The 26,287-nt window shown below is 67.6% G+C and carries 27 protein-coding genes; 10 read left to right on the top strand and 17 right to left on the bottom strand.

Features of this window, described 5'->3' with window-relative positions:
• Positions 1-14: 14 nt before the first annotated feature.
• Positions 15-1,448: a M20 family metallopeptidase gene (locus ACSFBM_RS04265; RefSeq protein ID WP_435483276.1), complete on the bottom strand. Its 1,434-nt coding sequence runs from the start codon at positions 1,446-1,448 to the stop codon at positions 15-17.
• A 126-nt stretch (positions 1,449-1,574) separates the two neighbouring features.
• Here ACSFBM_RS04265 and ACSFBM_RS04260 point away from each other — a divergent pair, with 126 nt between their 5' ends.
• Complete coding sequence (locus tag ACSFBM_RS04260) at positions 1,575-2,513, top strand: LysR family transcriptional regulator (protein WP_435483275.1); 939 nt, start codon at positions 1,575-1,577, stop codon at positions 2,511-2,513.
• Positions 2,514-2,531: 18 nt separating this feature from the next.
• Here the strand turns inward: ACSFBM_RS04260 and ACSFBM_RS04255 are convergent, their stop codons facing one another.
• Together ACSFBM_RS04255 and ACSFBM_RS04250 are read right to left on the bottom strand one after the other, a co-directional pair.
• Positions 2,532-3,194 carry an NAD-dependent epimerase/dehydratase family protein gene (locus tag ACSFBM_RS04255; protein ID WP_435483274.1) on the bottom strand — a complete coding sequence of 221 codons (663 nt, stop codon included), beginning with the start codon at positions 3,192-3,194 and terminating at the stop codon, positions 2,532-2,534.
• Positions 3,195-3,231: 37 nt separating this feature from the next.
• The gene (locus ACSFBM_RS04250) at positions 3,232-3,633 is read right to left on the bottom strand and encodes a thioredoxin family protein (RefSeq protein ID WP_435483273.1); all 402 of its coding nucleotides are present in this window, start codon (positions 3,631-3,633) and stop codon (positions 3,232-3,234) included.
• Between the two features lie 113 nt (positions 3,634-3,746).
• Between ACSFBM_RS04250 and ACSFBM_RS04245 the strand changes: the two genes are divergently transcribed.
• Positions 3,747-4,085, top strand: a complete 339-nt coding sequence (locus ACSFBM_RS04245; RefSeq protein WP_435435484.1) for an Mpo1-like protein — start codon at positions 3,747-3,749, stop codon at positions 4,083-4,085.
• A gap of 6 nt (positions 4,086-4,091) precedes the next feature.
• Here the strand turns inward: ACSFBM_RS04245 and ACSFBM_RS04240 are convergent, their stop codons facing one another.
• Positions 4,092-5,303, bottom strand: a complete 1,212-nt coding sequence (locus ACSFBM_RS04240) for a YihY family inner membrane protein (RefSeq protein ID WP_435483272.1) — start codon at positions 5,301-5,303, stop codon at positions 4,092-4,094.
• A 66-nt stretch (positions 5,304-5,369) separates the two neighbouring features.
• Here ACSFBM_RS04240 and ACSFBM_RS04235 point away from each other — a divergent pair, with 66 nt between their 5' ends.
• Together ACSFBM_RS04235 and ACSFBM_RS04230 are read left to right on the top strand one after the other, a co-directional pair.
• Positions 5,370-5,786, top strand: coding sequence for a DUF2069 domain-containing protein (locus ACSFBM_RS04235; protein WP_435483271.1), 417 nt, complete (start codon positions 5,370-5,372; stop codon positions 5,784-5,786).
• Positions 5,783-7,207: an FAD-binding oxidoreductase gene (locus ACSFBM_RS04230; protein WP_435483270.1), complete on the top strand. Its 1,425-nt coding sequence runs from the start codon at positions 5,783-5,785 to the stop codon at positions 7,205-7,207. Before ACSFBM_RS04235 ends, ACSFBM_RS04230 begins: the two co-directional genes overlap by 4 nt.
• 149 nt (positions 7,208-7,356) lie before the next feature.
• On the opposite strand, the gene ACSFBM_RS04225 is transcribed toward ACSFBM_RS04230, so the two are convergent.
• Genes ACSFBM_RS04225 through nthA form a run of 3 tightly spaced genes read right to left on the bottom strand, consistent with a single transcriptional unit; the run spans position 7,357 to position 9,013 of the window.
• Entirely contained in the window at positions 7,357-7,725 is a 369-nt protein-coding gene (locus ACSFBM_RS04225; RefSeq protein WP_435483269.1) for a nitrile hydratase accessory protein, read from the bottom strand.
• Positions 7,722-8,387 (bottom strand): nitrile hydratase subunit beta, encoded by a 666-nt coding sequence (gene nthB, locus ACSFBM_RS04220; protein WP_435483268.1) that lies wholly within the window; start codon positions 8,385-8,387, stop codon positions 7,722-7,724. Before nthB ends, ACSFBM_RS04225 begins: the two co-directional genes overlap by 4 nt.
• Entirely contained in the window at positions 8,384-9,013 is a 630-nt protein-coding gene (gene nthA, locus ACSFBM_RS04215) for a nitrile hydratase subunit alpha (RefSeq protein WP_435483267.1), read from the bottom strand. Before nthA ends, nthB begins: the two co-directional genes overlap by 4 nt.
• Before the next feature lie 36 nt (positions 9,014-9,049).
• On the opposite strand from nthA, the gene ACSFBM_RS04210 reads away from it, so the two are divergent.
• The 4 genes from ACSFBM_RS04210 (at position 9,050) to ACSFBM_RS04195 (ending at position 11,910) form a co-directional block, all read left to right on the top strand.
• Positions 9,050-9,889, top strand: coding sequence for a thymidylate synthase (locus tag ACSFBM_RS04210; RefSeq protein WP_435483266.1), 840 nt, complete (start codon positions 9,050-9,052; stop codon positions 9,887-9,889).
• Between the two features lie 13 nt (positions 9,890-9,902).
• Positions 9,903-10,424, top strand: coding sequence for a dihydrofolate reductase (locus tag ACSFBM_RS04205; protein WP_435483265.1), 522 nt, complete (start codon positions 9,903-9,905; stop codon positions 10,422-10,424).
• Positions 10,421-11,566 (top strand): phosphatidate phosphatase App1 family protein, encoded by a 1,146-nt coding sequence (locus tag ACSFBM_RS04200; protein WP_435483264.1) that lies wholly within the window; start codon positions 10,421-10,423, stop codon positions 11,564-11,566. The genes ACSFBM_RS04205 and ACSFBM_RS04200 overlap by 4 nt, the downstream gene beginning before the upstream one ends.
• A gap of 104 nt (positions 11,567-11,670) precedes the next feature.
• Positions 11,671-11,910, top strand: coding sequence for a hypothetical protein (locus ACSFBM_RS04195; RefSeq protein WP_435435474.1), 240 nt, complete (start codon positions 11,671-11,673; stop codon positions 11,908-11,910).
• Positions 11,911-12,060: 150 nt separating this feature from the next.
• On the opposite strand, the gene ACSFBM_RS04190 is transcribed toward ACSFBM_RS04195, so the two are convergent.
• Positions 12,061-15,240 carry an EAL domain-containing protein gene (locus ACSFBM_RS04190; protein WP_435483263.1) on the bottom strand — a complete coding sequence of 1,060 codons (3,180 nt, stop codon included), beginning with the start codon at positions 15,238-15,240 and terminating at the stop codon, positions 12,061-12,063.
• A gap of 269 nt (positions 15,241-15,509) precedes the next feature.
• On the opposite strand from ACSFBM_RS04190, the gene xth reads away from it, so the two are divergent.
• A complete protein-coding gene (xth, locus tag ACSFBM_RS04185) occupies positions 15,510-16,295 on the top strand; it encodes an exodeoxyribonuclease III (RefSeq protein ID WP_435483262.1) in 786 nt (261 codons plus the stop codon).
• A 4-nt stretch (positions 16,296-16,299) separates the two neighbouring features.
• Positions 16,300-16,830 carry a hypothetical protein gene (locus ACSFBM_RS04180; RefSeq protein ID WP_435483261.1) on the top strand — a complete coding sequence of 177 codons (531 nt, stop codon included), beginning with the start codon at positions 16,300-16,302 and terminating at the stop codon, positions 16,828-16,830.
• Between the two features lie 21 nt (positions 16,831-16,851).
• Here ACSFBM_RS04180 and ntrC read toward each other — a convergent pair whose 3' ends face one another.
• From ntrC to ACSFBM_RS04135, 9 genes are all read right to left on the bottom strand, one after another.
• Positions 16,852-18,381, bottom strand: a complete 1,530-nt coding sequence (gene ntrC, locus ACSFBM_RS04175) for a nitrogen regulation protein NR(I) (RefSeq protein WP_435483260.1) — start codon at positions 18,379-18,381, stop codon at positions 16,852-16,854.
• A gap of 26 nt (positions 18,382-18,407) precedes the next feature.
• The gene (glnL, locus tag ACSFBM_RS04170) at positions 18,408-19,487 is read right to left on the bottom strand and encodes a nitrogen regulation protein NR(II) (RefSeq protein ID WP_435435468.1); all 1,080 of its coding nucleotides are present in this window, start codon (positions 19,485-19,487) and stop codon (positions 18,408-18,410) included.
• Between the two features lies 1 nt (position 19,488).
• The gene (locus tag ACSFBM_RS04165) at positions 19,489-19,995 is read right to left on the bottom strand and encodes a hypothetical protein (protein WP_435483259.1); all 507 of its coding nucleotides are present in this window, start codon (positions 19,993-19,995) and stop codon (positions 19,489-19,491) included.
• A gap of 159 nt (positions 19,996-20,154) precedes the next feature.
• Positions 20,155-21,570, bottom strand: coding sequence for a type I glutamate--ammonia ligase (gene glnA / locus ACSFBM_RS04160; protein WP_093434476.1), 1,416 nt, complete (start codon positions 21,568-21,570; stop codon positions 20,155-20,157).
• A gap of 146 nt (positions 21,571-21,716) precedes the next feature.
• A complete protein-coding gene (locus ACSFBM_RS04155; protein ID WP_435483258.1) occupies positions 21,717-22,517 on the bottom strand; it encodes a competence/damage-inducible protein A in 801 nt (266 codons plus the stop codon).
• Positions 22,514-23,410 (bottom strand): EI24 domain-containing protein, encoded by an 897-nt coding sequence (locus ACSFBM_RS04150; protein ID WP_435483257.1) that lies wholly within the window; start codon positions 23,408-23,410, stop codon positions 22,514-22,516. Before ACSFBM_RS04150 ends, ACSFBM_RS04155 begins: the two co-directional genes overlap by 4 nt.
• 50 nt (positions 23,411-23,460) lie before the next feature.
• The gene (locus tag ACSFBM_RS04145; protein ID WP_435483256.1) at positions 23,461-24,435 is read right to left on the bottom strand and encodes a sterol desaturase family protein; all 975 of its coding nucleotides are present in this window, start codon (positions 24,433-24,435) and stop codon (positions 23,461-23,463) included.
• 10 nt (positions 24,436-24,445) lie between these two features.
• The gene (locus tag ACSFBM_RS04140) at positions 24,446-25,255 is read right to left on the bottom strand and encodes a polysaccharide deacetylase family protein (RefSeq protein WP_435483255.1); all 810 of its coding nucleotides are present in this window, start codon (positions 25,253-25,255) and stop codon (positions 24,446-24,448) included.
• Entirely contained in the window at positions 25,239-26,246 is a 1,008-nt protein-coding gene (locus tag ACSFBM_RS04135) for a YncE family protein (protein ID WP_435483254.1), read from the bottom strand. The genes ACSFBM_RS04140 and ACSFBM_RS04135 overlap by 17 nt, the downstream gene beginning before the upstream one ends.
• Positions 26,247-26,287: the final 41 nt, after the last annotated feature.

Below are 26,287 nucleotides of genomic sequence, written 5' to 3'. Positions count from 1 at the left end.
TGTGCGTGTGCGAGTCAGGAGGTTGAAGAAGCGGAAGCGGCGGTCGGGATTCGGCCGGCGGCCCATGGCGCAAGGCCGGGCTCGCCCAGGTCCCAGTACAGGCCCGCCATGATCCGCAGGCCCTCGCGCGCCAGCGGCGCGAGCAGGTGCTCGTTGGGCGCGTGCTGCGCGCAGGCGGGGTACGAATGCGGCACCCACAGCGTCGGCAGGCCCAGCAGGTCGGCGAACACGTCGTTGGGCAGCGAGCCCGCAAGGTTGGGCAGCAGGTCCAGGCGCTGGCCGCTGCTCTGTTCGATGGACTGGCGCGCCCAGCCGACCCAGGGGTTCTGCACATCGAGCCGCGTGGCCGCGCCGGTCAGCGTGACAGCCACCTCGACCTGCCCGAAGCCATGCGCATCGAGGTGCGCGCGCACGATCTGCTGCAGCTCTTGCCACGGCGTGCCGACCACGAAGCGCAGCTGGCAATGCGCCACGGCCTCCGACGGAATGGCGTTGACCGGCCGCGCGGCCGAGCCGGCGCCGAGTGCCAGCACCTCGATGGTGTTCCACGCCACCAGCCGTTCGGCCGGGCTCAGGCCGGGTTCACCCCAGCCCGCGTCGACCGCGGGATCGTCCGCGCCGCCGCCGATGGCGATGTCGGCCAGCGCGTCGCGCACGGCCTGCGTGACCGGCGGCGGTCGCAAGGCTTCGACCAGGATGCGGCCGCGCGCATCCACCAGCGAGGCCACCGCATGGCTGATCACCGTGCCCGGGTTGACCAGCACCCCGCCCCAGTTGCCCGAGTGGTAGGCGCGCGGCCGGGCGCGCAACCGCAGGCTGAAGTTGACCGCGCCGCGCGAGCCCAGGAACAGCGTGGGCCGCTCTGCGCTCACGCGCGGGCCGTCGCTGGCGATGAACAGGTCGGCGCGCAGCTTGTCGCGCTCCTGCGCGCACACCGCGTGCAGGCCGGGCGAGGCGGCCTCCTCGCCCATCTCGACGAGCCAGGTCATGTTGTAGCCCAGGCGTCCGCCGCGCGCCTCGATGGCAGCGGCCAGGCCGCCCAGGTTGATGCTGTGCTGGCCCTTGTTGTCGGCCGTGCCGCGCCCGTACCAGCGCTCGCCGCGCACGGTGAGCGCCCAGGGGGCGAGGCCTTCTTCCCACTGCGCGTCCTGCCCGCTCACGACGTCGCCGTGGCCGTAGGTCATCACCGTGGGCAGGGCCGGGTCTTCGATGCGGCGCGCGATGAGAAAGGGGCCGCCGCCGGGCACCGGGTTGGCCACCACCTCGCAGGCGAAGCCGAGCGCCGCGAGCGGCGGCATCAGCTCTTCGCGCAGGTAGGCCTCCAGCGCGGGCGTGGCGGCGCCGGTGTCGCTTTCGGTGCGAAAGGCGACGCGGCGCTGGAGGTCGGCGAAGAAGCCGCCGCCGTCGAAATAGGCTGTGGCAGCGGCCAGGCTGTGGGTGCGTTGCATGAAGGGTGTCCTTGTCTGTCCATCGGGTGGAGCAAGTACAAGGCCTGAAGGCCGATGCTTCCAGCATCGTTTTGGCAAGCTACCATTGCCTTCAAGGCAACACTCGGCCGCCCGCATGACCCTCCCATGACACTCCCGCTTCTCAGCATCCCGATGCGCCACTTCCTCGAAGTGGCGCGCAGCGGCTCGGTCAACCAGGCCGCGGCGCGGCTGTTCGTGGCCTCGTCGGCGGTGAGCCGGCAGATCGCCAAGCTCGAAGACAGCCTGGGCACGCCGCTGTTCGAGCGGCATGCGCGCGGCATGGCGCTCACGGCCGCGGGCGAGCGGCTGGCGGCGCACTTGCGCAACGCGCAGCTCGACATCGAGCAAGTCGTCGAGCAGGTGCGCGACCTCGGCGGGCAAGGCGCGCGGCGCATCCGCATGGCCTGCACGGAAGGCTTCGCGGGCCACTTCATGCCGCTGGTGATGCGCAGCTTCGAAGAGGCGCACCCGGGCTGCCAGCTCGAGCTGCACGTGGGCTCGCCCGACGGCGTGAGCGCCTTGCTGGCGCGCGGCGAGACCGACATCGCGCTGAAGTACGTGGTGGCGCCAGAGCCCGGCCTGGCTGTTGCGCACACGGCCACCGCGCCGGTGTATGCCGTGCTGCGGCCCGACCATCCGCTGGCGCGCCAGCGCGTGGTGTCGGTGGCCGATGCGGTGCGCTACCCGCTGGCCGTGGGCGACAAGGGCGTCACCGCGCGCCAGCTGTTCGACCAGGCCTGCAGCCTGCAGGGGCTGCGGTACCACGCGCTCTTCGTGAGCAACTTCTCGTCGGTGCTGTTGCCGCTGCTGCGCACGCCCGACGTGATGCTGTCGGGCCACCTCACGGTGATGCACCTGATCGACGCGGGCACGGTGGTGGCGCGGCCCTTTGCCGAGGCGCCGCTGCAGCAGCGCCAGTTGCAGGTGCTGGCGCTCGAAGGCCGCACGCTGCCGCCGCTGGCGCAAGCGTTCGTGAAGCACCTGGTGGGCGCCATCGCCAGTGCGGGACGGCGCAAGCTGGGGCGGGCGCGTGCCGGCGCCTGAAACCAGGCGCGAAGAAGCTCAGCCCAGCGCGTTGATGTCCGCCGGGTCGAGCACCTTCTTGGGCGCACCGTTGCGCGCCACGGCCAGCATGGCGCGGCCGACCTTCTCGGTGGTCGTCACCTTGTTCGGCCAGAGCCGGTAGGCCAGGCTCAGCAGGGGCGAGACCACCACGTAGATGCCGTCGTACAGCGGCGTCTTGGAGCGCACGCCGTGCAGCGGCTGGATGACGCCGGGGCGGAACATGTACGCCGCCTTGAACGGCAGGCGCAGCAAGGCGTTTTCGGTCGCGCCTTTCACGCGTGCCCACATGCTGCTGCCGCGCTCGCTGCTGTCGGTGCCGGCGCCCGTCACGTAGGTGAAGGTCATGCCCGGGTTGAGCCGCGCGAGCACGGTGGCGGCGGCCAGCGTCAGGTCGTAGGTGATGCGCTTGTACTCGGGCTCCTTCATGCCGACCGAGGACACACCGAGGCAGAAGAAGCAGGCGTCGAAGCCCTGCAGCTGCGACTCGACGGCGCTGTAGTCGTACATGTCCTTGTGCACCAGGTCGCGCAGCTTGGGGTGCTGCTGCCCCGTGCCGTTGCGCCCGACCGCGACCACGCCTTGCACATCGGGCGCCAGCAGGCACTCGCGCAGCACGCCCTGCCCCACCATGCCCGTGGCGCCAAAAATCAGGATCTTCATGAGGGGGCCGCCGGGAGAGTTGAGGGAAAGGAAAGGGTCAGACCGTGAAGACGGCCGGCTTCTTGTTCAGCACCGCCAGCAGCAGGTCGACGTCGAGGCTCGAAGGCTTGGGCGGCTGCAGCGCCGACAGCATGCGCGAGAGCGTTTCCGCGTGCGGCAGCAGCGGGCCGAGAAAGCGCGTGCCGTCCGCACCGGCGACCAGCAGGGTCGGGAAGGTCTCGACGTCGAAGGCGTCGGCAATGTCGGCGTGGTCCTCGATGTCGACCCATGCGAAGCGCAACTGCGGATTCGCGCGCGCCACCTGTTCGAGCAGCGGCCGGTAGTCGCGGCAGGTGCCGCACCATTCGGCGCACAGGCAAACGACCCACAGCGCATCGGTGGACGGCTCGGGGGATGCCGGCGTGTTCGGGGTGCTCGGGGTGTTTGGAAGAGCGCTCAAGGTCGATGCGTCCAGGGAGTGGTGGAAGGGCCGGATGGTGCCGGCGCAAGGTCGTGGCTATTATGGACAAGGCACCCTCTGCCGGGGGTTCCAGGTCACAGGAGACTCGCCCGATGAACACCACGACCGCCCCCGAATCTGCAGTCGATCCGCGCCGTTTCAAGCGCTTTGCCGAGTTCTATCCGTTCTACCTGACCGAGCACGCCAACCGCACCTGCAGGCGGCTGCACTTCGCGGGCTCGACGATTTCGCTGCTGTGCCTGCTGGCGCTGGTGGTCACGCGCAACCCGTGGTGGCTGCTGGCCGGGTTGGTGGCGGGCTACGGCTTTGCCTGGGTCGGGCACTTCGGGTTCGAGAAGAACCGGCCGGCGTCCTTCAAGCGGCCGCTGTACAGCTTCATGGGCGACTGGGCGATGTACCGGGACATCTGGCTGGGCCGCGTGAAGATCTGATTGCTACTAAATTAGTAGCACATCACCCAATCGCAGCGTGCGCAACGGGCCTTTTTGCCACAGGTCTTCGAGCGGTTCGGCGCGCGGCATCATCAGTTCCCTCAGCAGCGGCTCGATGGGGGTGGACGGGTCGGCCAGCAGCACGTAGCGCGGGTCCCGGCCCTCGGACTCCTCGGCCAGCGGCGCGATCCAGTCGAGCGCCACCAGCGTCTCGAGCACCGGCGCCAGCTGCAGCGCGTCGACCCGCATGTGCGCCACCAGCTCGGCCGCGCCCATGCCCTTGGACGGCGTGGCCCGCGCGCGCGCCAGGTGCTGCAGCGACTCCATCGCCAGCTGCAGCGGCCAGCCCGCCGTGCCGCCGCGGCGCGCCACGCCCGTCAGCAGGCTCGGCAGGTAGGCGGCGATGACCGCGCCCAGCAGCACGATCACCCAGGCCACGTAGATCCACACCAGAAGAATCGGAAAGGTGGCGAAGGCGCCGTACACCACCGAATAGGTCGGCACCAGGCTCAGGTAGTACCCCAGCACGCGCTTGGCGATCTCGATGGCCGCGGCCACGAAGATGCCGCCCGCCCAGGCGTGCGACCAGCGCACGTGGGTGTTGGGCACGTAGTGGTACAGCGCGGCCATGCCGGCGCCCAGCAGCAGGAACTCGAGGCTGTCGAAGGCCAGCTTGACCATGGCACCGCCCACCACGTCGCGCGAGGCCGCGAACACGTAAGAGGTGGTCGACAGGCTCACCGCCAGGATCAGCGGGCCCAGCGTGATGGTGGCCCAGTAGATGAGCACCCGCTGCGCCAACGGCCGCGACGTGCGCACGCGCCAGATGTTGTTGAGCGTCTTGTCGATCGTGAGGATCAGCGCAATGGCCGTGATCAGCAGCACGATCAGGCCCGCGATGCCCAGCCCGCTGGCCTTGCTCGCGAACTGATTCAGGTAGCCGAGCACCTGGCGCGAGATGTTCTCGGGAATCAGGCTCTCGACCAGCCAGCGCTGCAGCCGGCCCTGCATCTTGGCGAACATCGGGAACACGGTGAACAGCGCCAGCGCCACCGTGAAGAACGGCACCATCGCGATGGTGGTGGTGAAGGTCAGGCTGCTGGCCGTGAGGCCGAGCTTGTCTTCGCGAAAACGCTCGCCCAGCACCGCCGCGGTGTTGCGCCAGGGAAAGCGAGAAAGATCCCTCCAAAGTTGCCGACGATTCATGGCGGCTATCATGCCATCCGCTCTTTTCATCGCGTTCGCCACCGACTGCGGCGCCCTCTTCTTTCCTGCCGCTCCGACGTGTCCGCCCCAACGCTTCCACCCTCCTCCGTTCGCGCGACCCGCTGGGCCGCCGTGGGCAGCCTCGTCGGCCTCATCGTGCTGGGCCTGGCCTGGGAGCTGTGGCTGGCGCCGTTGCGCCCGGGCGGCTCGCTGCTGGCGCTGAAGGTGCTGCCGCTCGTCGTTCCGCTGGCGGGGCTGTGGAAGAACCGCATGTACACCTACCGCTGGGTCAGCCTGATGATCTGGCTCTATTTCACCGAGGGCGTGGTGCGCGCCTGGAGCGACACCAGCGGCGTGAGCCAGGTGCTCGCGCTCGTCGAGGTGCTGCTGTGCCTCGTGCTGTTCGCGGCCTGCGCCTGGCACGTGCGGCTGCGACTGCGCCACGCCAAGACTGCTGCTGCCGCTGACCGCCCCCTGGAGGCCTCCGCCCAATGACCACTGCATCCCTGATCGATCAACTGCGCGCCATCGTCGGCGCCGCGAATGTGCTCCACGAGGGCGACCTCACCGCCTACGAGCAGGACTGGCGCAAGCGCGCGCGCGGCAAGTCGCTGGCCGTGGTGCGGCCCGGCACCGCGCAGCAGGTGGCCGACGTGGTGAAGGCCTGCGCCGCGGCCGGCACGGCCGTCATTCCGCAGGGCGGCAACACCGGCCTGGCGGTCGGCTCCATTCCCGACGAGAGCGGCACGCAGGTGGTGCTGAGCCTGCAGCGCATGAACGCGATCCGCACCATCGACGGCGCCAACCTCACGATGACGGTGGAGGCCGGCTGCATCCTGCAGACGCTGCAGGAAACGGCCGAGAAAGCCGGCTTCCTGTTCCCGCTGAGCCTGGCGGCCGAAGGCAGCTGCACCATCGGCGGCAACCTCGCGACCAACGCGGGCGGCACGCAGGTGGTGCGCTACGGCAACACCCGCGACCTGTGCCTGGGCCTGGAAGTGGTCACGCCCCAGGGCGAAATATGGGAAGGCACCAGCGGCCTGCGCAAGGACAACACCGGCTACGACCTGCGCGACCTCATCGTGGGCAGCGAAGGCACGCTGGGCATCATCACCGCCGCGACCATGAAGCTCTACCCGCTGCCGGCCGCGCAACTCACCGCCTGGGCCGCCGTGCCCTCGCTGGACCATGCGGTCACGCTGCTGGGCCTGGCGCACAAGCACCTGGGCTCGGGCCTCACGGGTTTCGAGGTGATGGGCAAGTTCGCGCTGAGCCTGGTCGACAAGCACATGCCGCAGCTGCGCGTGCCCTTCATCAAGGACGAGGCCGTGCCCTACTGCGTGCTGCTGGAAAACTCCGACAGCGAGTCCGAGGACCACGCCCGCGCGCGCTTCGAGGCGCTGCTCGAAACCGCCTTCGAAGACGGCTGTGTGACCGACGCGGTGGTGGCCGAGAACCTCACGCAGGCGCACCAGCTGTGGCACATCCGCGAGAGCATTCCGCTGGCGCAGGCCGAGGAGGGCCTGAACATCAAGCACGACATCTCGATTCCGGTGTCGCGCATCCCGGCCTTCGTGGCGGAGACCGACGCGCTGCTGCAGCGCGAGATCGCCGGCGTGCGGCTGGTGAACTTCGGCCACCTGGGCGACGGCAACCTGCACTACAACGTGCAGGCGCCGGAGAACATCGACACCAAGGCCTTCCTGAAGAACGAGGAAGAGCGCATCAACACGCTGGTGTACGACGCTGTCGAGAAGTTCGGCGGCTCGTTCTCGGCCGAGCACGGCGTGGGTTCGCTCAAGGTCGACAAGCTCGAGAAGTACAAGTCGCCGGTGGCGCTGGAGATGATGCGGGCGATCAAGCGCGGACTGGATCCGAAGAACACGCTGAACCCGGGGCGGGTGATCCGCGTCTAGGTCTTCGGGCAGTCGGTATTCCTCCCTCCCCCTCTGGGGGAGGACCGGGGTGGGGGCACGACGGCGGTCGCTTCGACACAGCCGCCGCGCCGGGGGCCGCCCCCATCCCAACCTTCCCCCAAAGGGGGAAGGCGCAAGACAAAAATCGTTCAGCGCGGAAAGTCTTCGCCCCGCAACTCGATCGGCTGCCCATGCGGCGTGCGGTCCGCCGCATGGTCCCAGGCGTGCCGGTAGCGAGCCAGTTCGTCGCCGGAGCTCGCGCCCTTGCGCGCCACCAGCGTCTCAAGCGCCGCCAGCCAATGCCGGTAGTAGGTGTCGCCCGTGTCCGGATCGCCTGCGGCCTGCGCGGCGGCGATCTGCGCGGCCAGCGTCTCGGCCCACTCGGACCAGGTGAACAGCCCGCGCTCATGCAGGGCCAGCGTCATCGCGAAGGCCTGCGCTTCCCACGGCGCGCCGAAGACAGGCCCGTCGGCATCGCTCGGCATGCCGGGCGACAGGGGCAGGCGATCGCCGTTCATGCGACGGCCTCCAGGTAGCTTTCCCACGCATCGACAGACACCGAGAGGTTCTGGCGCGGCGCCGTGTCGCCCCAGAGCTCGGCCTCGGCGAACTCCACCGTGTAGAGCCACTGCGGCTGCTCGCCGAGCCCCTGTGCATTCGCGTCGGCGAACACGTGCGCGCCGTGCACATGCGCGACGGTGCCGCGCTTGCCCTGCACATAGGCGGGCAGCCGCGTGTGATGGTCGACCTTGCCGAGGTGCGTGCGCACCGCCTGCCCGACGGCGAAGCGTGCCGGACCCGGCTCGGGGCGCTGCGTCGGCGAGCCCTTCGCCAGCACGAGCGGCACGTTGGCCGCCTGCAGCACCCGTGCGACAGGCGCCGGCGCATGGCGCATCTCGCCGCTGGCGATCTCGTCCGCGAAGACCTGCCCGCGCTGCAGCATCAGTTGCTCGAGCGCGTAGAGCCAGATCTGGTAGTAGCTCAGGTCGCGGTAGCCAGGCAGTGTCTCGCGCACCGCGCGGCTCGCATCGATGTTCCATGAACCGGTCGCACCCATGGCCAGCACGAGCGCCAGTGCGCGCGGCTCCCAGTCCGCATGGAACAGGTCGCCCTCGGCCTCCGACACCACCTTGCCGAAACCGGGCTGGCCGCCGAGATCGGCCTTGGTGTCGTAGCTCATGCAGGGCTCCCCTCTTTCGCGGGGGCCTGCGCCAGCCGCGTGCCGATCATCGAATCGCGCGAGACCAGCGCCGCAAGCGCTTCTTCGTCCAGGCCCTCGCTGCCGGCGGGCCGCTGTGGAATCACGAGGTAGCGCACCTCCGCGGTCGAGTCCCACACGCGGATGCGCGTGGCCTCGGGCAACGTGACGCCGAAATCGGCGAGCACGCCACGCGGGTCTTTCACCACGCGCGAGCGGTACGGCGCGCTCTTGTACCAGGTGGGCGGCAGGCCCAGCACCGGCCAGGGGTAGCAGCTGCACAGGGTGCACACGACCATGTGGTGCAACGCGTCGGTGTTCTCCACGGCCACCATGTGTTCGCCCTGCCGGCCCGTGTAGCCGAGCGAGGCGATGGCCGCGGTGGCATCGGCCAGCAGCCATGTGCGAAAGGCCGGGTCGACCCAGGCCCGCGCCACCACGCGCGCACCGTTGCGCGGGCCGATGCGGGTCTGGTAGGTGTCGATCAGCGCGTCCAGCGCAGCAGGGTCGATGTAGCCCTTTTGCGTGAGCACGCTCTCGAGCGCGCGCACGCGCAGGTCCATGTCGCCGAGTTCGCTGTGTTCGTGGGAGTGGTCATGACCGGTCATCGGCCAATGCTAGCGCCGCCCCGTAAAATTCCCAAGATGACCTCGCCCACCCGCCCCGTTCGCTCCCAGTACGAAGATTTCATGCGCCACGTCGACACCCACGGCGTGTTCAAGAGCGACCGCACCGGCACCGGCACCAAGAGCGTGTTCGGCCACCAGATGCGCTTCGACCTGAACGAAGGCTTCCCGCTGGTCACCACGAAGAAGGTGCACCTGAAGTCCATCATCCAGGAACTGCTGTGGTTCCTGACCGGCTCGAGCAACAACAACTGGCTGAAAGAGCGCGGCGTCAGCATCTGGGACGAATGGGCGCGCGAAGACGGCGACCTGGGCCCCGTGTACGGCGTGCAGTGGCGCAGCTGGCCCACCCCTGACGGCGGTCACATCGACCAGATCTCCGACGTCATCAAGACGCTGAAGAGCAACCCCGATTCGCGCCGCATCATCGTGAGCGCATGGAACGTGGCCGAGCTGTCGAAGATGGCGCTCATGCCCTGCCACGCCTTCTTCCAGTTCTACGTGGCGCCGCCGCAGGCCGAGGGCGAACGCGGCAGGCTCAGCTGCCAGCTCTACCAGCGCAGCGCCGACATCTTCTTGGGCGTGCCCTTCAACATCGCGAGCTACGCGCTGCTCACGCACATGGTGGCGCAGCAGTGCGACCTCGACGTGGGCGACTTCATCTGGACCGGCGGCGACTGCCACATCTACAGCAACCACGCCGAACAGGTGAAGCTGCAACTGAGCCGCGATCCGTACCCCTATCCCACGCTGAACATCAAGCGCAAGCCCGACTCGATCTTCGACTACCAGTACGAGGACTTCGAGGTGCTCGACTACAGGCACGGCGATCCGATCAAGGCGCCTGTGGCGGTATGAGCGGAGCCACTGCATGAGCACGCCCCGCATCAACCTCATCTTCGCCCGCGCCGCCAACGGCGTGATCGGCGCAAACAACACCATTCCCTGGCACCTGCCCGAGGACATGGCGCACTTCAAGCAGCAGACAGCTGGCGCGCCGGTGGTCATGGGCCGCAAGACCTGGGACTCGCTGCCGCCGCGCTTTCGCCCGCTGCCGGGCCGGCAGAACATCGTGGTCACGCGCCAGGCCGACTGGCAGGCCGAAGGCGCGCAGCGCGTGGGCAGCCTGCAGGAGGCCTTCGCGCTGTGCGAGCAGCAACAGCCCGCGGACGTGTGGGTCATCGGCGGCGCGCAGATCTATGCCGAGGCCGAGCCCCTCGCGCAACGCGCGGTCGTGACCGAACTTGCGCGGGACTACGAAGGCGATGCCCACGCGCCCACGCTCGACGCCGCCGCGTGGCACGAAACGCAGCGCGCGTCGCATGTCTCGGCGAAGGAAGGCCTCGGCTTCAGTTTCGTCACGTACGAGCGGGTCGCCTCCCCCGGCCGATGAGCGACGACGGCCCTGTCCACGCGCCCGCCCCGACCCTGCGTCGCCGGTCGGTGGTGATGGGCGCGGCGCTGCTCGCGGGCCTTGCGCCGCTGCGGTCCGCGCAGGCGGCGCCCGAGCCCCTGGAGCCCGACGAAGAGGCGCTCTTCATGACCGGCACGGCGCGCCCCACCGCCGACGGCCGGCTCGAGGTCGACATCCACGGCTGGATCTTCGAGCGCGAGCACCGCTGGGGCCTGAACACCGCGCTCGCGCGCTATCTGGATCTGAACCTCAAGAAGCTCTCGCCCGCCGCGCGGCTGCGCTTCAACCAGCGCACCGCGCTGTTCCATGCGGAGTCGGAAGAAGACAAGGTCATCGACATCGAATTCGACGGCAGCCCGACGCGCGTGACGATGCCGCCTTCGGGCAAGGACGGGCGCTGCAACCTGCGCGTGGTGATCGACATGCCGCGTGCGTCGCTCCTGTCGCCATCGGCGTCCTCGCAGGAGTGGGTGCAGTTCCACGGCGTCACGGGCCCGGGCGAATTGCTGCACCGATTCCGGGGGCAGGCACTGATCGTGCCGGCGCAGGGCGTGTCGGTCATCTCGGACATCGACGACACCATCAAGCGCACGCAGGTGCGCGACCGGCGCGAGATGCTGCTCAACACTTTCTCGCGGCGCTTCGAGCCTGCGCCGCGCATGGCGCAGTGGTACCGCGAGATCGCGAAGACGCCCGACACGCGCTTTCACTACCTGTCCTCCAGCCCGATCCAGCTGTACCCCGCGCTCGCCGATTTCATTCGCGGCGCCGACTTCCCCGCGGGCAGCATGCACCTGCGCGAGAGCACCACATGGCGCACGCTCGTGCCCGGTGCCGAGGATTCGCGCGCGCACAAGCTCGGCGTGATCGAACGGCTGCTGGCCGAGTTTCCGCAGCGCCGCTTCGTGCTGGTGGGCGACTCGGGCGAGGCCGATCCGGAGATCTACGCGCAAACGTTTCGCACCCACCCCGGACGCATCGACGCCGTCGTGATCCGCGACGTGACGGGCGAAGACCGCCTGTCGCAGCGCTACCGCGCGACCTTCGACGGCATCGACCCGGTGCACTGGCACATCGTGATGCCCGACACCATCGCGTGGCCGGCGCAGGCCCGAAACTAGGTCTTCCGTACACGCGCAAAGGCCTGCGCGCGGCAGGGGTTAGACAGGGCTAATTGTTTGTGCGCACAATGTCCGTCACGCCCTCAACCCCAAGGAGACGGCTCATGTCCATGGAATTTCTTCGGGTGCTCTCCGAGCAGAAATTGCCATACGTGATTCACACGCCAGCAGACATCGACAGGCTGCGCGTGCTGCGTGCGGCAGAGTTGGTGACAGCCTTCATTCCACCGTCGAACCGCGCACCCGGGTCGCGCGCGATCCGTCAACTGGCCCAGGTCGAATCGATCACGGTGAAGGGCCAGCTGGCCCTGAACAAGGCCACCTCGGCGTTCATCGAACTCTGAGCCAGGCTCGAACGGCCGGGTGCGTCCTCAGACGACGCCTTGCGCCAGCATCGCATCGGCCACGCGCACGAAGCCCGCGATGTTCGCGCCGTCCACATAGCTCAACCGCGCCCCAAAAGAAAGCAGCCGCGCAGTCTCCCGGAAAACGCGTCAGATCGACGCCGCACCCATCCGGCTGTCGTGCTCGATCCAGCCCGCCAGCCTGGACGCCGGCATCGGCCTGGCAATGAGGTAGCCTTGCAATTCGTCGCATTGCGCGGCGCGCAAAGTGTCGGCCTCTTCGCGCCTCTCGACCCCTTCGGCCACCACGCGCAGCCCGAGCGTGTGCCCCAGGCCGATGATGGCCCGCGCGATGGCCATGTCGGTCGGGTCGCCCAGCATCTTGTGGACGAAGGAACGGTCGATCTTCAGCTTGTCGATGGGAAAGCGGTTCAGGTAGTTCAGGCTCGAAAAGCCCGTGCCGAAATCGTCGATCGACAGCATCACGCCGAGCGCCTTCAGCGCGTGCAGCTGCACCAGCGTCTGCTCGGCCGCGTCCATCAGCGTCGATTCGGTGAGCTCGAGCTCGATGTCGCCCGGCGCCACGCCGTTGAACGCGATCGCGTCGCGCAGTAAGTCAACCAGGCTGCCGTCGCGCAACTGCAGCGCCGACATGTTGATCGCCACCCGGATCGCGCCCAGCCCTTCGCGGCGCCAGGCGGCGTGCTGCGCGCAGGCCTGCGCGATGACCCACGCGCCAATGGCCACGATCTGGCCCGACTCCTCGGCGATCGGAATGAACTGCGCGGGGGCCACCTGCCCCAGCTCCGCGCTGTGCCAACGCAGCAGCGCCTCCACGCAGATCAGCTCGCCGTTGTGGGCGTCGATGCGCGGCTGGTAGTGCAGGCTGAGCTCGTGGCGCTCGATCGCGTGGCGCAGGCTGGATTCGAGCTGCAGGCGTTGCTGCGCGCGCTCGTTCATTTCGGGCGTGAAGAAACGCGCGGTGTCGCGCCCGCTCGCCTTGCTCTGGTACATGGCGATGTCGGCATGGCGCATCAGCGCGTCGATGTCCTGCGCATCGTCGGGGTAGACCGCAATGCCCACGCTGCACGAGACATGGATCTCGGCGCCGTCGATGTCGTGCGGCTGCCTGATCAGCGCGATCAGCCGTCGCTCGACCAGCGAAAGAATCTCCCCGGCGTCGGCCACGTCGTTGAGCACCACCACGAACTCGTCGCCGCCGAGCCGGCTCACCGTGTCGCCGGGCCGCACGGCCTGCGTCATGCGCCCGGCCACCGAGCGCAGCAGCGCGTCGCCGACATGGTGGCCCAGCGAGTCGTTGATGTTCTTGAAGCGGTCGAGGTCGATGAACAGCACCCCCACGCGCTGCCCCTTGCGCTGCGCCTGCTGCAGCGCGAACCCCAGCCGCTCGATGCACAGCGACCGGTTGGGCAGCTCGGTCAGCACGTCGTGGTGCGCCAGGAAGCGGATGCGCGCCTCGCTGCGCTTGCGCTCGCTCACGTCGATGGAAGTGAAGATGTAGTGCGAGATGCGCTCCGGCCCGTCGCGCACCACGCTCGCCACCAGCCACGCCGGGTAGCTGCCGCCGTTGCGCCGGCGAACGCTGACCTCGCCCTGCCAGGTGCCGCGCTGGTCGAGCACCGGCCACAGGCCTGCGAAGTGCAGCGTGTCGTCGCTCATGAGCCGCTCGGGCGGCTCGCCCACGAGGTCGCCCAGGTCGTGGCCCGTGAGGCGGCACAGCGCGCGGTTCGCGGTGAGGATGCGGTGCTGCTCGTCGATGATCAGGATGCCTTCGGACGAGGCCTCGAACACCTTGGCCCAGAGCATGAGCCGCTGCTCCATCAGCTTCAGGTGGTTGATGGGCGTGAAGGCGGTCAGCAGCGCGTCCTGCCCCTGGTAGACCAGGCGCCGCGCCGACAGCACGGCCCACGACGGCTCGGCGCCGCCGAGCCAGCGCACCTCGAACTCGTCGACGGCGCCGCGGTCGGCCAGCTGCTGGAAGAAACGCGAGCGCACGCCCGGCGCCACGCCCAGCGCCCACGGATCGCGCGTGCTGCCGCCGAGCCAGGCCTGCGCGCTGGGGTTGGCGTTGAGCACCTCGTGGTTCGGAATGGCCGTGACCATCAGCGGAATCGGAATGGCCGCGACCAGGTCGCGCTGCGCTTCGGCCGCGCGCGCGCTGGCTGCGAGTTCCTGCTGCGTCTGGCGCTCGCGGTCGAGCTGCGCCAGCATGTCGTTGAAGCCGAGCACCAGCACGCCGATCTCGTCGCCGCTGTCCCAGTGCGCGCGCAGGCTGTGGTCGCCGGTGCGGCGCACGGTGTCGACCACGCCCGACAAGCGCCGCAGCGGCAGCGAGATCTGGCGCGCCACGTAGAACACCGCCGTGAGGATCATCAGCAGCAGGAAGAGTGCCGTGCCCAGGTGCAGCCACATGCGCGCAAAGAAGCCCTGCTCGCGCGAGGTGAGCATCGCGTCGAGTTCGCCGATGGCACCGGACCACGCGCCGTCGAGTTCGCCGAACAACGCCTGCTGGGCCGCGTCGAAGGCCACGAGACCGCGGCGGCTGCCGCTGTTGTCGGTGCTGTCGCTGGACGCCAGCACGCTGCGCGAGGCGCCGCGAAAGGTCTCGATGCTTGCAAGCAGTCGGGCGCGCGAGGGGTCGAGCCGCGCCTGCAGCGGGCCCTTGGCGGCGGCGAAGGCCTCCGCATAGTCGCTCTTGATGCTGGCCGCGATCGCATCGATGCGCCCCTCCAGGATGAAGTACTGCGTGCGCGCCTCGGTCGTCGCGAGGCCGCTCGCGCCGGGGGCGTGCAGCCGCGCGGCCATGTCGGAGCCCAGCTCGAGCAGCTCGGGGAAGCGCAGCAGCACCAGCGACATCGTGTAGTAGCTGTCGAGGTCGGGGTCGAGGATCAGGTTCGACTGGTTGCCGATTCGCGTGACCAGTGCGCGCCCGTGTTCGAGCGCGGTGCGCATGGCCGCCTCGCGCCCGGGCGAAGCCGCCTGCGCGGCCGCCGCCAGCGTGTCGCGGAACTGGCGGCTGACCTCCGCGCTCTGCATGCCGTCGCCATACTGCTGCTCGAGCCGCTCCAGCACCTGCGGCGGCGCAGCGTCGGCGCCGTGCCATCCTGCGGTGGCCAGCAGCGTGGCGCGCATGCGGTCGATGTAGGCCGCGCCCGCCATCTCCTTGCGGCCGAAGTCGATCGCGATGAATTTCTCACTGATGAGGATGCCGCTGATGAAGATGACCGCGCTCAGGTCCAGCAGGTAGATGACCAGCAATTTGCGGCCAACACTGAGGCGGCTCAGGCGACGGGTGACGAATTGCAACATATCCCTCCAGGATGGGGTACATGTATGCAATCTTTAGGCCTCTTTCCGTACGGTCGTTCGGAATTCGCCGCAACCGGGGCAAACCCGGACCCAGGGCACGTTACCAGGCGTAGCGGATGGCGGGTTTTCAACCCCGGGCTGCCGCCTTTGCTAAGCTGTCCGCCGACACTCTCATGCGCCCCGCGTCGTGCCTCTCTTGCGGGCATCCGCGAGACACCCCACACAACGAATCCTGTGTTCTTCGAAACGACGGACACGCTGCCAGCCCCATGAAAATTGCCACCTGGAACGTCAACTCCCTCACCGCGCGCCTGCAGCACGTGCTCGACTGGCTCGCGGCCAACCCCGTCGACGTGCTCTGCCTGCAGGAGCTGAAGATGACCGACGACAAGTTCCCGCTCGACGCTCTGAAGGCCGCGGGCTACGAGGCCGCGGTGTTCGGCCAGAAGACCTACAACGGCGTGGCCATCCTCAGCAAGGCGCCGGTGCGTGACGTGGTGAAGAACATCGGCGGCTTCACCGACGAGCAGTCGCGCGTGATCACGGCCACCGTCGAGACGCCTGCGGGCCCGCTGCGCGTCGTCAACTGCTATTTCGTGAACGGCCAGGCGCCGGGCTCGGAAAAGTTCGCCTACAAGCTCAAGTGGCTCGACGCGCTGCACGACGCGCTGCGCCAGGAGCTGGCCGCCCACCCGAAGCTGGTGCTGCTGGGCGACTTCAACGTCACGCCCGAGGACCGCGACAGCTTCGACCCGGTGGGCCTGAAGGAAACGATCCACCACACGAGCGAGGAGCGCAACCATTTCAAGGCGCTGCTCGCACTGGGCCTGACCGACAGCTTTCGCATGTTCGAGCAGCCCGAGAAAAGCTACTCGTGGTGGGACTACCGCATGCTCGGCTACCAGAAGAACCGTGGCCTGCGCATCGACCACATCCTGGTGAGCGAGCCGCTGGTGCCGCAAGTGAAGGGCTGCGTCATCGACCGCGTGCCGCGCAAGTGGGAAAAGCCCAGCGACCATGCGCCGGTGGTGCTCGACGTCGACCTCGGAGCCTGAGGCCATGGCGGCGCTCATTCGCATCGGTGGCCGTCTTGCCGTGGTGGCCGCGGCCCTTGCCCTGTCGGCCTGCTCGCTGCTGAAACCTTCGGACAAGGCGGAGGAAGGCGGCGCCGCACCCGCCACGACCTCGCCCACCGGCGAAGCCGCGCAGGGCGACCGCAACGTGCCCACGGTGCGCCTCATCACCGCGCAGACGCCGGCCGTGCGCACCTACCGCAAGATCGGCGCGCGCCACATCTACAACAAGTACGCCAGCCGCATCTACAAGGGCAAGATCCCACCGCTGGTGTATGCAGTGGTGGTGGTGGAGACCGACATCGATGCCAATGGCAAGGTGATGAACGTGACCTTCAGCCGCACGCCCAGCCACGCGCCGGAGGTGGCACCGATGATCGCCGAGCTCATCAAGGCCGCCTCGCCCCTGCCCAGCCCGGGCAAGCTGGGCGGCCACACGTACGTGGACACGTGGCTCTGGGACAAGAGCGGAAACTTCCAGCTCGATTCGCTGACCCTGGGCCAGCGCAGCAGATAAAAAAGCCCCGAAGGGCCTTTTTCATTCGATCCCGAGTTCCTGGATCTTGCGGGTGATGGTGTTGCGACCGATGCCCAGCTTCTGGGCGGCCTCGATGCGGCGCCCTCGCGTGTTGGTCAACGCGGTGAGGATCAGCCGCGATTCGAAGCGGCGCGACAGCACGTCCCAGACATCGGTGCGGCCGGCCGCCAGCAGGGCCTGGGCTTCGACCTCAAGGCCGCTTTCCCAGCTGCTGACGCCGGTGGGCGCCGCCTCGGCGTGTTCGGGCGATGCCACCGGCACATGCGCCACTTCGCGTTCGGCGCCCGCCAGGGGCAATACCGACGCCTGGGCCACAACGGCAGGGCCCGCAGCTTCGTGCGCGTGGACCTCGGGCACCGAGGCCGACATCACCTCGGGCGGCAGGTCTTTGGATTCGATCAGCTGGGCCGGCGCCATCACGGTCAGCCAGTGGCAGATGTTCTCCAGTTGGCGCACGTTGCCCGGAAAGCCGAAGGCCGCGAGCTTGGCCAGCGCGGCATCGGAAATGCGCTTGGGCTCCACGCCGAGCTGGCGCGCGCTCACCTGCAGGAAGTGGCGCGTGAGCGCGGGCACGTCTTCGCCACGTTCGCGCAATGCCGGCAGGCGCAGGCGGATCACGTTGAGGCGGTGGAACAAGTCTTCGCGGAAGCCGCCGAGCTTGACCCGTTGCTCCAGGTCCTGGTGGGTGGCCGCGATCACGCGCACATTGGCCTTGACCGAGTTGTGGCCGCCCACGCGATAGAAATGGCCGTCGCTCAGCACGCGCAGCAGGCGCGTCTGCAGGTCGAAGGGCATGTCGCCGATTTCATCGAGGAACAGCGTGCCGCCCTCGGCCTGCTCGAAGCGGCCGCGGCGCATGGTCTGCGCGCCGGTGAAGGCGCCGCGCTCGTGGCCGAAGAGCTCGCTCTCGAGCAGGTCTTTCGGAATGGCGGCGGTGTTGATGGCCACGAAGGGGCCGTTGGTGCGCGGCGAATGCTTGTGCAGCGCGCGCGCCACCAGCTCCTTGCCCGAACCCGATTCGCCGGTGATGAGCACCGTGACGTTGCTTTGCGAAAGCCGGCCGATGGCGCGGAACACGTCCTGCATGGCAGGCGCCTGGCCGAGCATTTCGGGCGCGGCGACCATGCGCTCCTCGGCCACTTCCTCGCGCTGGCTTTCATCGACGGCGCGGCGGATGAGCTCGACCGCACGCGGCAGGTCGAAAGGCTTGGGCAGGTATTCGAAGGCCCCGCCCTGGAAGGCCGAGACGGCGCTGTCGAGGTCGGAGAACGCCGTCATGATGATGACGGGCAGGCCGGGGTGCTTGGCCTTGATCTTGTCGAGCAGATCGAGCCCGGAACCGCCGGGCATGCGGATGTCGCTCACCAGGACCTGGGGGCCTTGCTGTTCGTCGTCGGCGGCCTGCTCGAGTGCGGCAAGCACCTCGCGCGTGTTCGTGAAACTGCGCGTGGGCAGGTCTTCGCGCAGCAGAGCCTTCTCGAGCACGAAGCGAATCGATTGGTCGTCATCAACTATCCAGATCGGCTTCATGCATCTCCTCTGTTGCCGGGGCTGCGCTAAGGCAGCGGTATCAATATCTTGAAATCGGTTCGGCCCGGGACGCTGTCGCACTCGATCACACCGTGATGCTGCTGCACAAAAGTTTGCGCGAGCGTCAGTCCCAGCCCTGTTCCGCCTTCCCTGCCCGAGACGAGCGGATAGAAGATGCGGTCCTTGATCGTGTCCGGCACACCCGGTCCATTGTCAATTACATGCAATTCCAGTGCCAGTCGGTACCACTGTTTGTTGAAGATCACCTGACGGGCCACGCGCGTCTTGAAAGTGATCTGCGCATCGCCCGCCGCGCGGCGCTCGGACAGCGCCTGCGCCGCGTTGTGCGCGATGTTGAGCGTGGCCTGGATGAGCTGCTCGCGGTCGCCGCGAAACTCGGGAATCGACACGTCGAAGTCGCGCTCGATGTGCAGGTCGCGCGGAAACTCCGCGAGGATCACGGAACGCACGCGCTCGCACACCTCGTGGATGTTCACGTCGCCCACCACATGCGGGCGGCGGTGCGGCGCGAGCAGGCGGTCGACCAGCGTCTGCAGCCGGTCGGCCTCGTGAATGATGACCTGGGTGTACTCGATGAGGTCGCGCGACTCGACCTCCATCTGCAGCAGCTGCGCCGCGCCGCGAATGCCACCCAGCGGGTTCTTGATCTCGTGCGCGAGGTTGCGGATGAGTTCCTTGTTGGCCTGCGCCTGGTCGATGAGGCGCTCTTCGCGGTCCTGTCGCACCTGGTTCTCGAGCGGCGACATCTCGATGATGAGTTCGCCCTTCTTGTCGCCGTGCGCCAGCGTGACCTGCACGGGCATCAGCTCGTGATTGACGCGGCGCAGAAAGGCCTCGTAGCGCAGCGTCGCAAAGTCGTTGCTGGCGGCGCCGTCGATGGCGGTGCGCAGCACCTGGGGCTCATGGAAACATGCGCCGAACTGCGAGCCCTCGAGGGTGCGTCGCGAGGTGCCAAGTGCGTCTTCGAGGCCTGCGTTGGCAAACAGCACGGAGCCGTTGCTGTTGACCACCGCGATCAGCGTGGACAGCAGGTCGAAGGACTGGAAGCGCGGATTGGCGCCGTTCGCCTTCTTCCCGAACACCATGTTACTGCGGCTGCTTTGCAGGCAGCCGTCCGATTTCGCGGCGGATGCCGGCAATGTCGCTCTCGTTGCGCGCCAGCTCGGCCTTCATTTCGGCGACGCGGTCCAGGTACTTCTGGTAGTTGCGGCCTTCGCTGCCCTGCTTCTCGGGCTCACCGTTGTTGTAGTCCTTCTGCAGCTCGGCCTGGCGGGCCTCGGCCTTCCTGAGCTCGGCCTCGAGCACCGAGCGGGCCTCGCCGTCACGGGCGCGCTGGTCGACGCCTTCGACGCGCGGACTGCCGGCCGGTGCGCGCGCCGCAGACGAACCACCCGACGACGCAGAGCCCCCCCCCGAGGGCTTCGTGCCCTGCACCACCGTGACGTTGCCGCCTTCCAGCGGCTTGCAGCCCTTTTGCTGGGCCACGCTCGCGTTGTTGGTGTATTCGTTGCCGCAGCGCCAGACGCGTTCCTGCGCAAGCGCCGGCAACGCGATCAATGAACCGGCCAGGAAAATGAGGGAAGCAGTCTTCATGTGTATCGGTAGAGGGGCGCGACAAAGGCGCATTTTCATGCAATTCGACGCCACCGGTGACCAGATGTTCCGCAGCAAGACAAAAGGACGGCCAGGGCCGTCCTTTTGTCTTACTTCCCCTCGGAAGACCGAGGGGAATGGCTGCTTTCGCGCGAGCGATTACAGCGAGTAGTACATGTCGAATTCGACGGGGTGCGTCGCCATGCGGAAGCGCGTGACTTCCTGCATCTTGAGCTCGATGTACGCGTCGATGTACGAGTCGGTGAACACGCCACCCTTGGTGAGGAACGCACGGTCCTTGTCGAGGTATTCCAGGGCCTGGTCGAGGCTGTGGCACACGGTCGGGATCAGCGCGTCTTCTTCCGGCGGCAGGTGGTACAGGTCCTTGCTGGCGGCTTCGCCCGGATGGATCTTGTTTTCCACGCCGTCGAGACCGGCCATCAGCAGCGCAGCGAAGCCGAGGTACGGGTTCATCAGCGGATCGGGGAAGCGCGCTTCGACGCGACGGCCCTTGGGGTTGGCCACGAACGGGATGCGGATCGAGGCCGAGCGGTTCTTGGCCGAGTAGGCCAGCTTCACCGGGGCTTCGAAGCCGGGCACCAGGCGCTTGTAGCTGTTGGTGCCGGGGTTCGTGATGGCGTTCAGGGCACGGGCGTGCTTGATGATGCCGCCGATGTAGTGCAGTGCGAAGTCCGACAGGCCCGCATAGCCGTCGCCGGCGAACAGGTTCTTGCCGTCCTTCCAGACCGACTGGTGCACGTGCATGCCGGAGCCGTTGTCGCCGACGATGGGCTTGGGCATGAAGGTGGCGGTCTTGCCGTAGGCGTGGGCCACGTTGTGGATCACGTACTTCTGCAGCTGGACCCAGTCGGCGCGCTGGACCAGCGTGCTGAACTTGGTGCCGAGTTCCATCTGGCCGGCGTTGGCCACTTCATGGTGATGCACTTCGACCGGGATGCCGAGGGCTTCGAGCACCAGGCACATTTCCGAGCGCATGTCCTGGAAGCTGTCGACCGGGGGCACCGGGAAGTAGCCGCCCTTGACTGCCGGACGGTGGCCGGTGTTGCCGTGTTCGTATTCCTTGTCGGTGTTCCACGAGGCTTCTTCGGAATCGATCTTCACGAAGCAGCCGGACATGTCGTTCTTCCAGCGAACGCCGTCGAACACGAAGAATTCGGGTTCCGGACCGAAGAAGGCGGTGTCGCCCAGGCCCGAAGCCTTCATGTAGGCCTCGGCGCGCTTGGCGAGCGAACGCGGGTCGCGCTCGTAGGCCTTGCCGTCTGCCGGGTCGATCACGTCGCAGGTCAGGATCAGCGTCGTTTCTTCGAAGAAGGGGTCGATGTTGGCGGTGTTCGGGTCGGGCATGAGCTGCATGTCCGAGGCTTCGATGCCCTTCCAACCGGCGATGGAGGAACCGTCGAACGCGTGGCCCGAGGTGAATTTGTCTTCATCGAAAGCCGAGACCGGCACGGTGACGTGCTGCTCTTTGCCACGGGTGTCGGTGAAGCGGAAGTCGATGAACTTGACCTCGTTTTCCTTGACGAGCTTGAGTACATCGGCGACGGTCTTTGCCATCAGTTTCTCCTGAGTTGGATGGTGGTTAGGAATACAGGGACGAGGGATGCAGTTTCTGTGCCATTGTCACCTCACCGGATGAGGCCTTGGTGACCGCTGCAAACCCCAAATAAAAGCGAAATTTCACCAAATTGGTGCGGTCTACATTAACGCACCAATTCTGGTCCAAGCTTGGCATCAAAACCGTGCAGACCTTCGATGAGCTGGGCATAGGCCGCATCGAGCCGGACGGGGTCGCCCTTCACGCCAAGCTCGATATGACGGCCATATTCAGGGTGATCGACGCTCGGCAGGCTGAACACCTTGATGCCGGCATGCCGGTCTTCGATGGCCTGCATGAGCGGCGTGAGGGTGGCTTCCATGGCACCGAAAACGATCACGGACTTCTCGGCGACGGCATTTCGGGTGAACAGATCGGCGTAGCGGCCGTCGAGCACGGACTCGACCATCGGCCAGGCCATGACCGGGAAGCCCGGCACGAAATGGACGTCCGCAACGCTGAAGCCAGGGATCTTGTTGTACGGGTTGTGGATGAGCGTGGCGCCCTGCGGGAACACGCCCATGTTGAGCCGGTGCACGTTGTCGGACCGGTCGGGCTCGTAGGGCACGCCTTGCTCGCGCGCGGTGTCCTGCATGCGCTCGCGGATCAGCAGCTCGGCCTCGGGGTGCAGCGCCAGCGGCACGCCCAGCGCCTTGGCAGCGCACTGGCGGGTGTGGTCGTCGGGCGTGGCACCGATGCCGCCGGTCGAGAACACGATGTCGCCCGAGGCAAAGGCACGGGCGAGCGCCGCGGTGATGCGCGCCGGCTCGTCGCCGACGTATTCGGCCCAGCTGAGCTGCAGGCCGCGGGCGGCGAGCAGTTCGATGACCTTCGCCATGTGCTTGTCGGCCCGCTTGCCGGAAAGGATCTCGTCGCCGACGACGATGAGACCGAATGCGCGTGTCATGGTGAACCCCATTGAGAAAGAGCGGCCTTGTTGGCTTGCGCGGCCTCCAGCGCCGGTGTGCCGCCGGCGGCCGACGCCGCAGCCACCTCGGCCACTGCGCGCTGGGCCCGCAACTGCCCGAGCGCGTCGAGGCAATAGTGGGCGAACCAGAGCGCCGAAAAGGCAAAGACCAGTGTGTAGATCCAGATGGCGATCGGCACCAGAACGAAGAAGGCGGCCGCGAACAGCAGGCCCGACGCCCAGACGAGGCTGGGCGCCGCGCCCAGGTAGCCGCACAGCACGCCGATGCACAGCAGCGGCAGCCGGTGCGCGCGCAGCAGCGCGGCGCGTTCCTCGGGGCTGGCATGGTCGGCCAGCGCGTCGAAGCTCATCACGCGGTAGGTGAGCCAGCCCCAGATGAGCGGCGGAAGAATCAGCACGAGCGGCGGAATGAGCCACAGCGGCATCGACACCACCAGGGCAATCAGCGCAAGGAGGGTGACGCCGAGCGAACGCAGAACGCTGCCGAAAAAAGAGGCGCCCTTCTTCTGCTCCAGCGACGGAAAACGCCGCTCGGCCACCAGCCTGGTGAGTGCCGGCGCCATGAAGCCGGCCACGATCAGCAGGCAGAGCACCACGATCAGCGGGGTGGCGGCGAACACCACGACCAGCGGCGCCAGCATGCCGGCGACATCGCCCGAGAACAGCCGCCCGATCCAGGCCCAGAAGCTGGACAGCAGCGGCCAGGCGTCCAGCGCACCGCGCGTCCAGGCCACCGACGCTTCCCAGTAGAAATAGCCGAGACCGGCCGCCAAAGCCACCATCAACGCCAATGGGAGCAACGACAGCACGATCACGCGCGGCAGCATGCAGTAGGCGACCGCGCGCCAGAAGGAATCGAGGAGCAGGCGCATGAGGCAGCGAGGATAACGCCTCGGGCAAGCCATTCAGGGGCCGGAGCCCCTCAGCCGCGCCCGACCATTCGCTTCAGGCCGAGCCACTGCTGCGACCAGAAGCCGCGGCCGTACTCGCGCAAGCGGCCGTCGGCGCCGGGTTCGACCTGGTCGCGGATGCCCGTGGGGTCGTAGCGGTTCTCGAAGTTGGCGGTGCGAAACATCATGTCCCACCAGGGGAGCAGCACGCCGAAGTTGTGGCCGCCCAGCGTGCTCTTGCCGTTCGATTCGTGGCCCAGGCCGATGCTGTGGTGCAGCCGGTGAAAGCGCGGGCTGATCCACAGCCGCTCGCCGAGCGCACCGAAGCTCAGCCGCAGGTTGGCGTGCTGCAGGCTTTCGCTGAGCTGGGTGAAGGCGACGAAGGCGATGAACTGGCCCGGCGCCACGCCGATGAGCTGCGCCACGACGACGATCAGCGTGTCATGAACGATGTCGTCGAGCAGGTGGTTGCGGTCGTCGCTCCACATGGTCATCTGGCGCTGCGAGTGGTGCAGCGAGTGCAGGCCCCACCACCAGTTGAACTGGTGCTGGCCGCGATGGATCCAGTAGCCGACGAAGTCGAGCACCACCAGGTAGATCGCAAACGCGAGCACCGGCACGTCGGTCACGCCAGGCCACACCTCGTCGAGGTGGAAGGTACCCCACCCTGCCGTGCGCAGGCTGCCCATGGCGTCGTCGAAGAAGGGCTGCAGCGTGAAGAAGATGGCCAGGCGGAACAGGCCAAGCCGGTGGATCAGCGTGTAGAGCACGTCGATGCGGATGGCCTGACGGTCGACCACCGGCTCCACCGAACGCCAGCGCTGCAGCGGGCCGATCACCGCGATCAGCACCACGATCTGGATGGCGCCGACCAGCAGCCAGCCGGTGGCGTCGAAGGCGTCCTCGGTCCAGCCGCCGAGGCCCACCGCGAAGACCAGCGGCTGAACCACGGCTTCGAAGAACCAGCCCTGCAACGTGGAAAAAATGTCCGTCAACCACTCGATCACGACAGAAACCTCAAGGATGGGATGCGATCCAGGCGCGGAAGTCGGGGTGCTGGCGCAGGGTCTCGAAGCAGAAGCCCTTGGCCTTCAGGCCGACGAGCAGCGGTTCGAGATTGGCCGGCGCCCACGGATCCTTGCGCGACCAGATGCCCAGGTGCGCGAGCAGGATGTCGCCGGGGCGGATGGTGTCGAGCGCCTGGGTGAGGAGCCTGGCATTGCTGAATTTTTCGCTCGGAAGTTCGTCGCCCAGGAAGCCCGCAGGCGCCCAGCCGACGTACTTGTAGCCGCAGCCCTCGGCGGCCGCCAGCAGCGCGGGCGAGGTCTTGCCGCCGGGTGCACGGTACAGGGGCAGCGGCTTCTTGCCGGTGATGGCGGCCAGCCGGTCGGACGACTTGCGGATGTTGGCGCAGTACTCGGCGGCGGTCCAGGTCGATTCCTTGCCGTCCTGCGGTCCGGCCGAAGGCCTGATGCGAAAGCTCGGCGGCGTGCCTTTGACGTCGGCGCGCCAGTAGGCGTGGTCGTAGGTGTGCGAGCCGAACTCGTTGCCCTCGGCCGCCCTCGCCTTCCACCATGGCGCCCAGTGATCGTCGAGGCTGTCGCCGTCGGTCTGGGTGCGTTCCGCGGCGGCGAAGAAGGTGACGCGCACGTTCTGCCGCTTGAGCACGTCGGCCACCAGCGGGGCGATGCCCATGTGACCGGTATCGAAGGTCAGGTAAACCGGCTTCTTGCAGGTGGCCGCGCCCTGCGCCGCCCACGCGCCAGGAATGACGCTTGCGGCCAACAGCGCGAAAGCCGCGCCGATGCGCTTACGTCCGCTTGCCATGGTCCAGCGTCCACACGCCGTGCGGCGAACGGCCGACGTTGACCTGGCGCACCACCTTCTGGGCAACGAGGTCGACCACGGTGAGCTTCTTGGCCCAGCGCGAGGTCACGTACAACGTCTTGCCGTCGGCCGACACGTCCATGCAATCAGGGCCGCCGGGCACGGCGTAGTTGGCAACGACCTTGAGCGTCGCCAGGTCGATGCGGCTGATGGTGTTGGCCACGCGGTTGCTCACGAAGACGGTCTTGCCGTCGCCAGCCGAGCGGAAGGCATGGGCGCCCTTGCCGGTGGGGATCTTGCCGACCAGCTTGGGCTCGGCGCCGGCCACGTCGAACACCTGCACGCCGTCGCCGCCGGTCAGGCCGACCAGCAGGGTCTTGTCGTTGTGCACGCCGAAGATGTCGGCCGGCATCGGGCCGGTGGCGGTGCGCCACTTGACGGTTTGCGTGGGCAGGTCGACCGCGATCATCTCGTCGCTGTCCTGCATCGTCACGTAGGCGATGGTGCTGGTGTTGTCGATCCAGATATGGCTGGGCGTCTTGCCGCTGGCGATGCGCTTGGCCAGCTTCAGGTCCTTGCCGTCCCAGCGGTACACATCGACGTGGTTCAGGCGGTTGCCCGCCGTGACGAACCACTTCATGTCACGCGAGAACTGCAGCTGGTACGGATCGATGATGCCGTACACCACACGCTGCACCTCGGCCGTCTTAGGGTTCAGGAAGGTCAGCGAATCGCCGGCCGAATTGGCCACGATGACCGACTTTTCGTCGGGCGTCATGTAGAGGTGATGCGGCTCCTTGCCGGTGGCGATGCGCTGCTTTTCGGTCCAGTCGGCCGGATTGATCACGCTCACGCTGGCGTCCAGCGAGTTGAGCACGAAGATCGGCGGTGGTTCGGCCGGTGCTGCGGTTGCGGTGTGCGCCGCCAGAACCGTCAGACAGGAAAAAATCAGAGCCGCGAGGCGGCCGTTCGGTCGAGCAGGAAGTCGCAAGGGAAGGTTCCGAGAGAGAGCTGACGATCTTAACGATCCGG

This window comes from Variovorax pasteuri, assembly GCF_051216435.1.
Classification (GTDB): Bacteria; Pseudomonadota; Gammaproteobacteria; order Burkholderiales; family Burkholderiaceae_C; genus Variovorax.
Note: the sequence above shows the minus strand (reverse complement) of the source record. Positions and strands in the feature narration are given on the sequence as shown.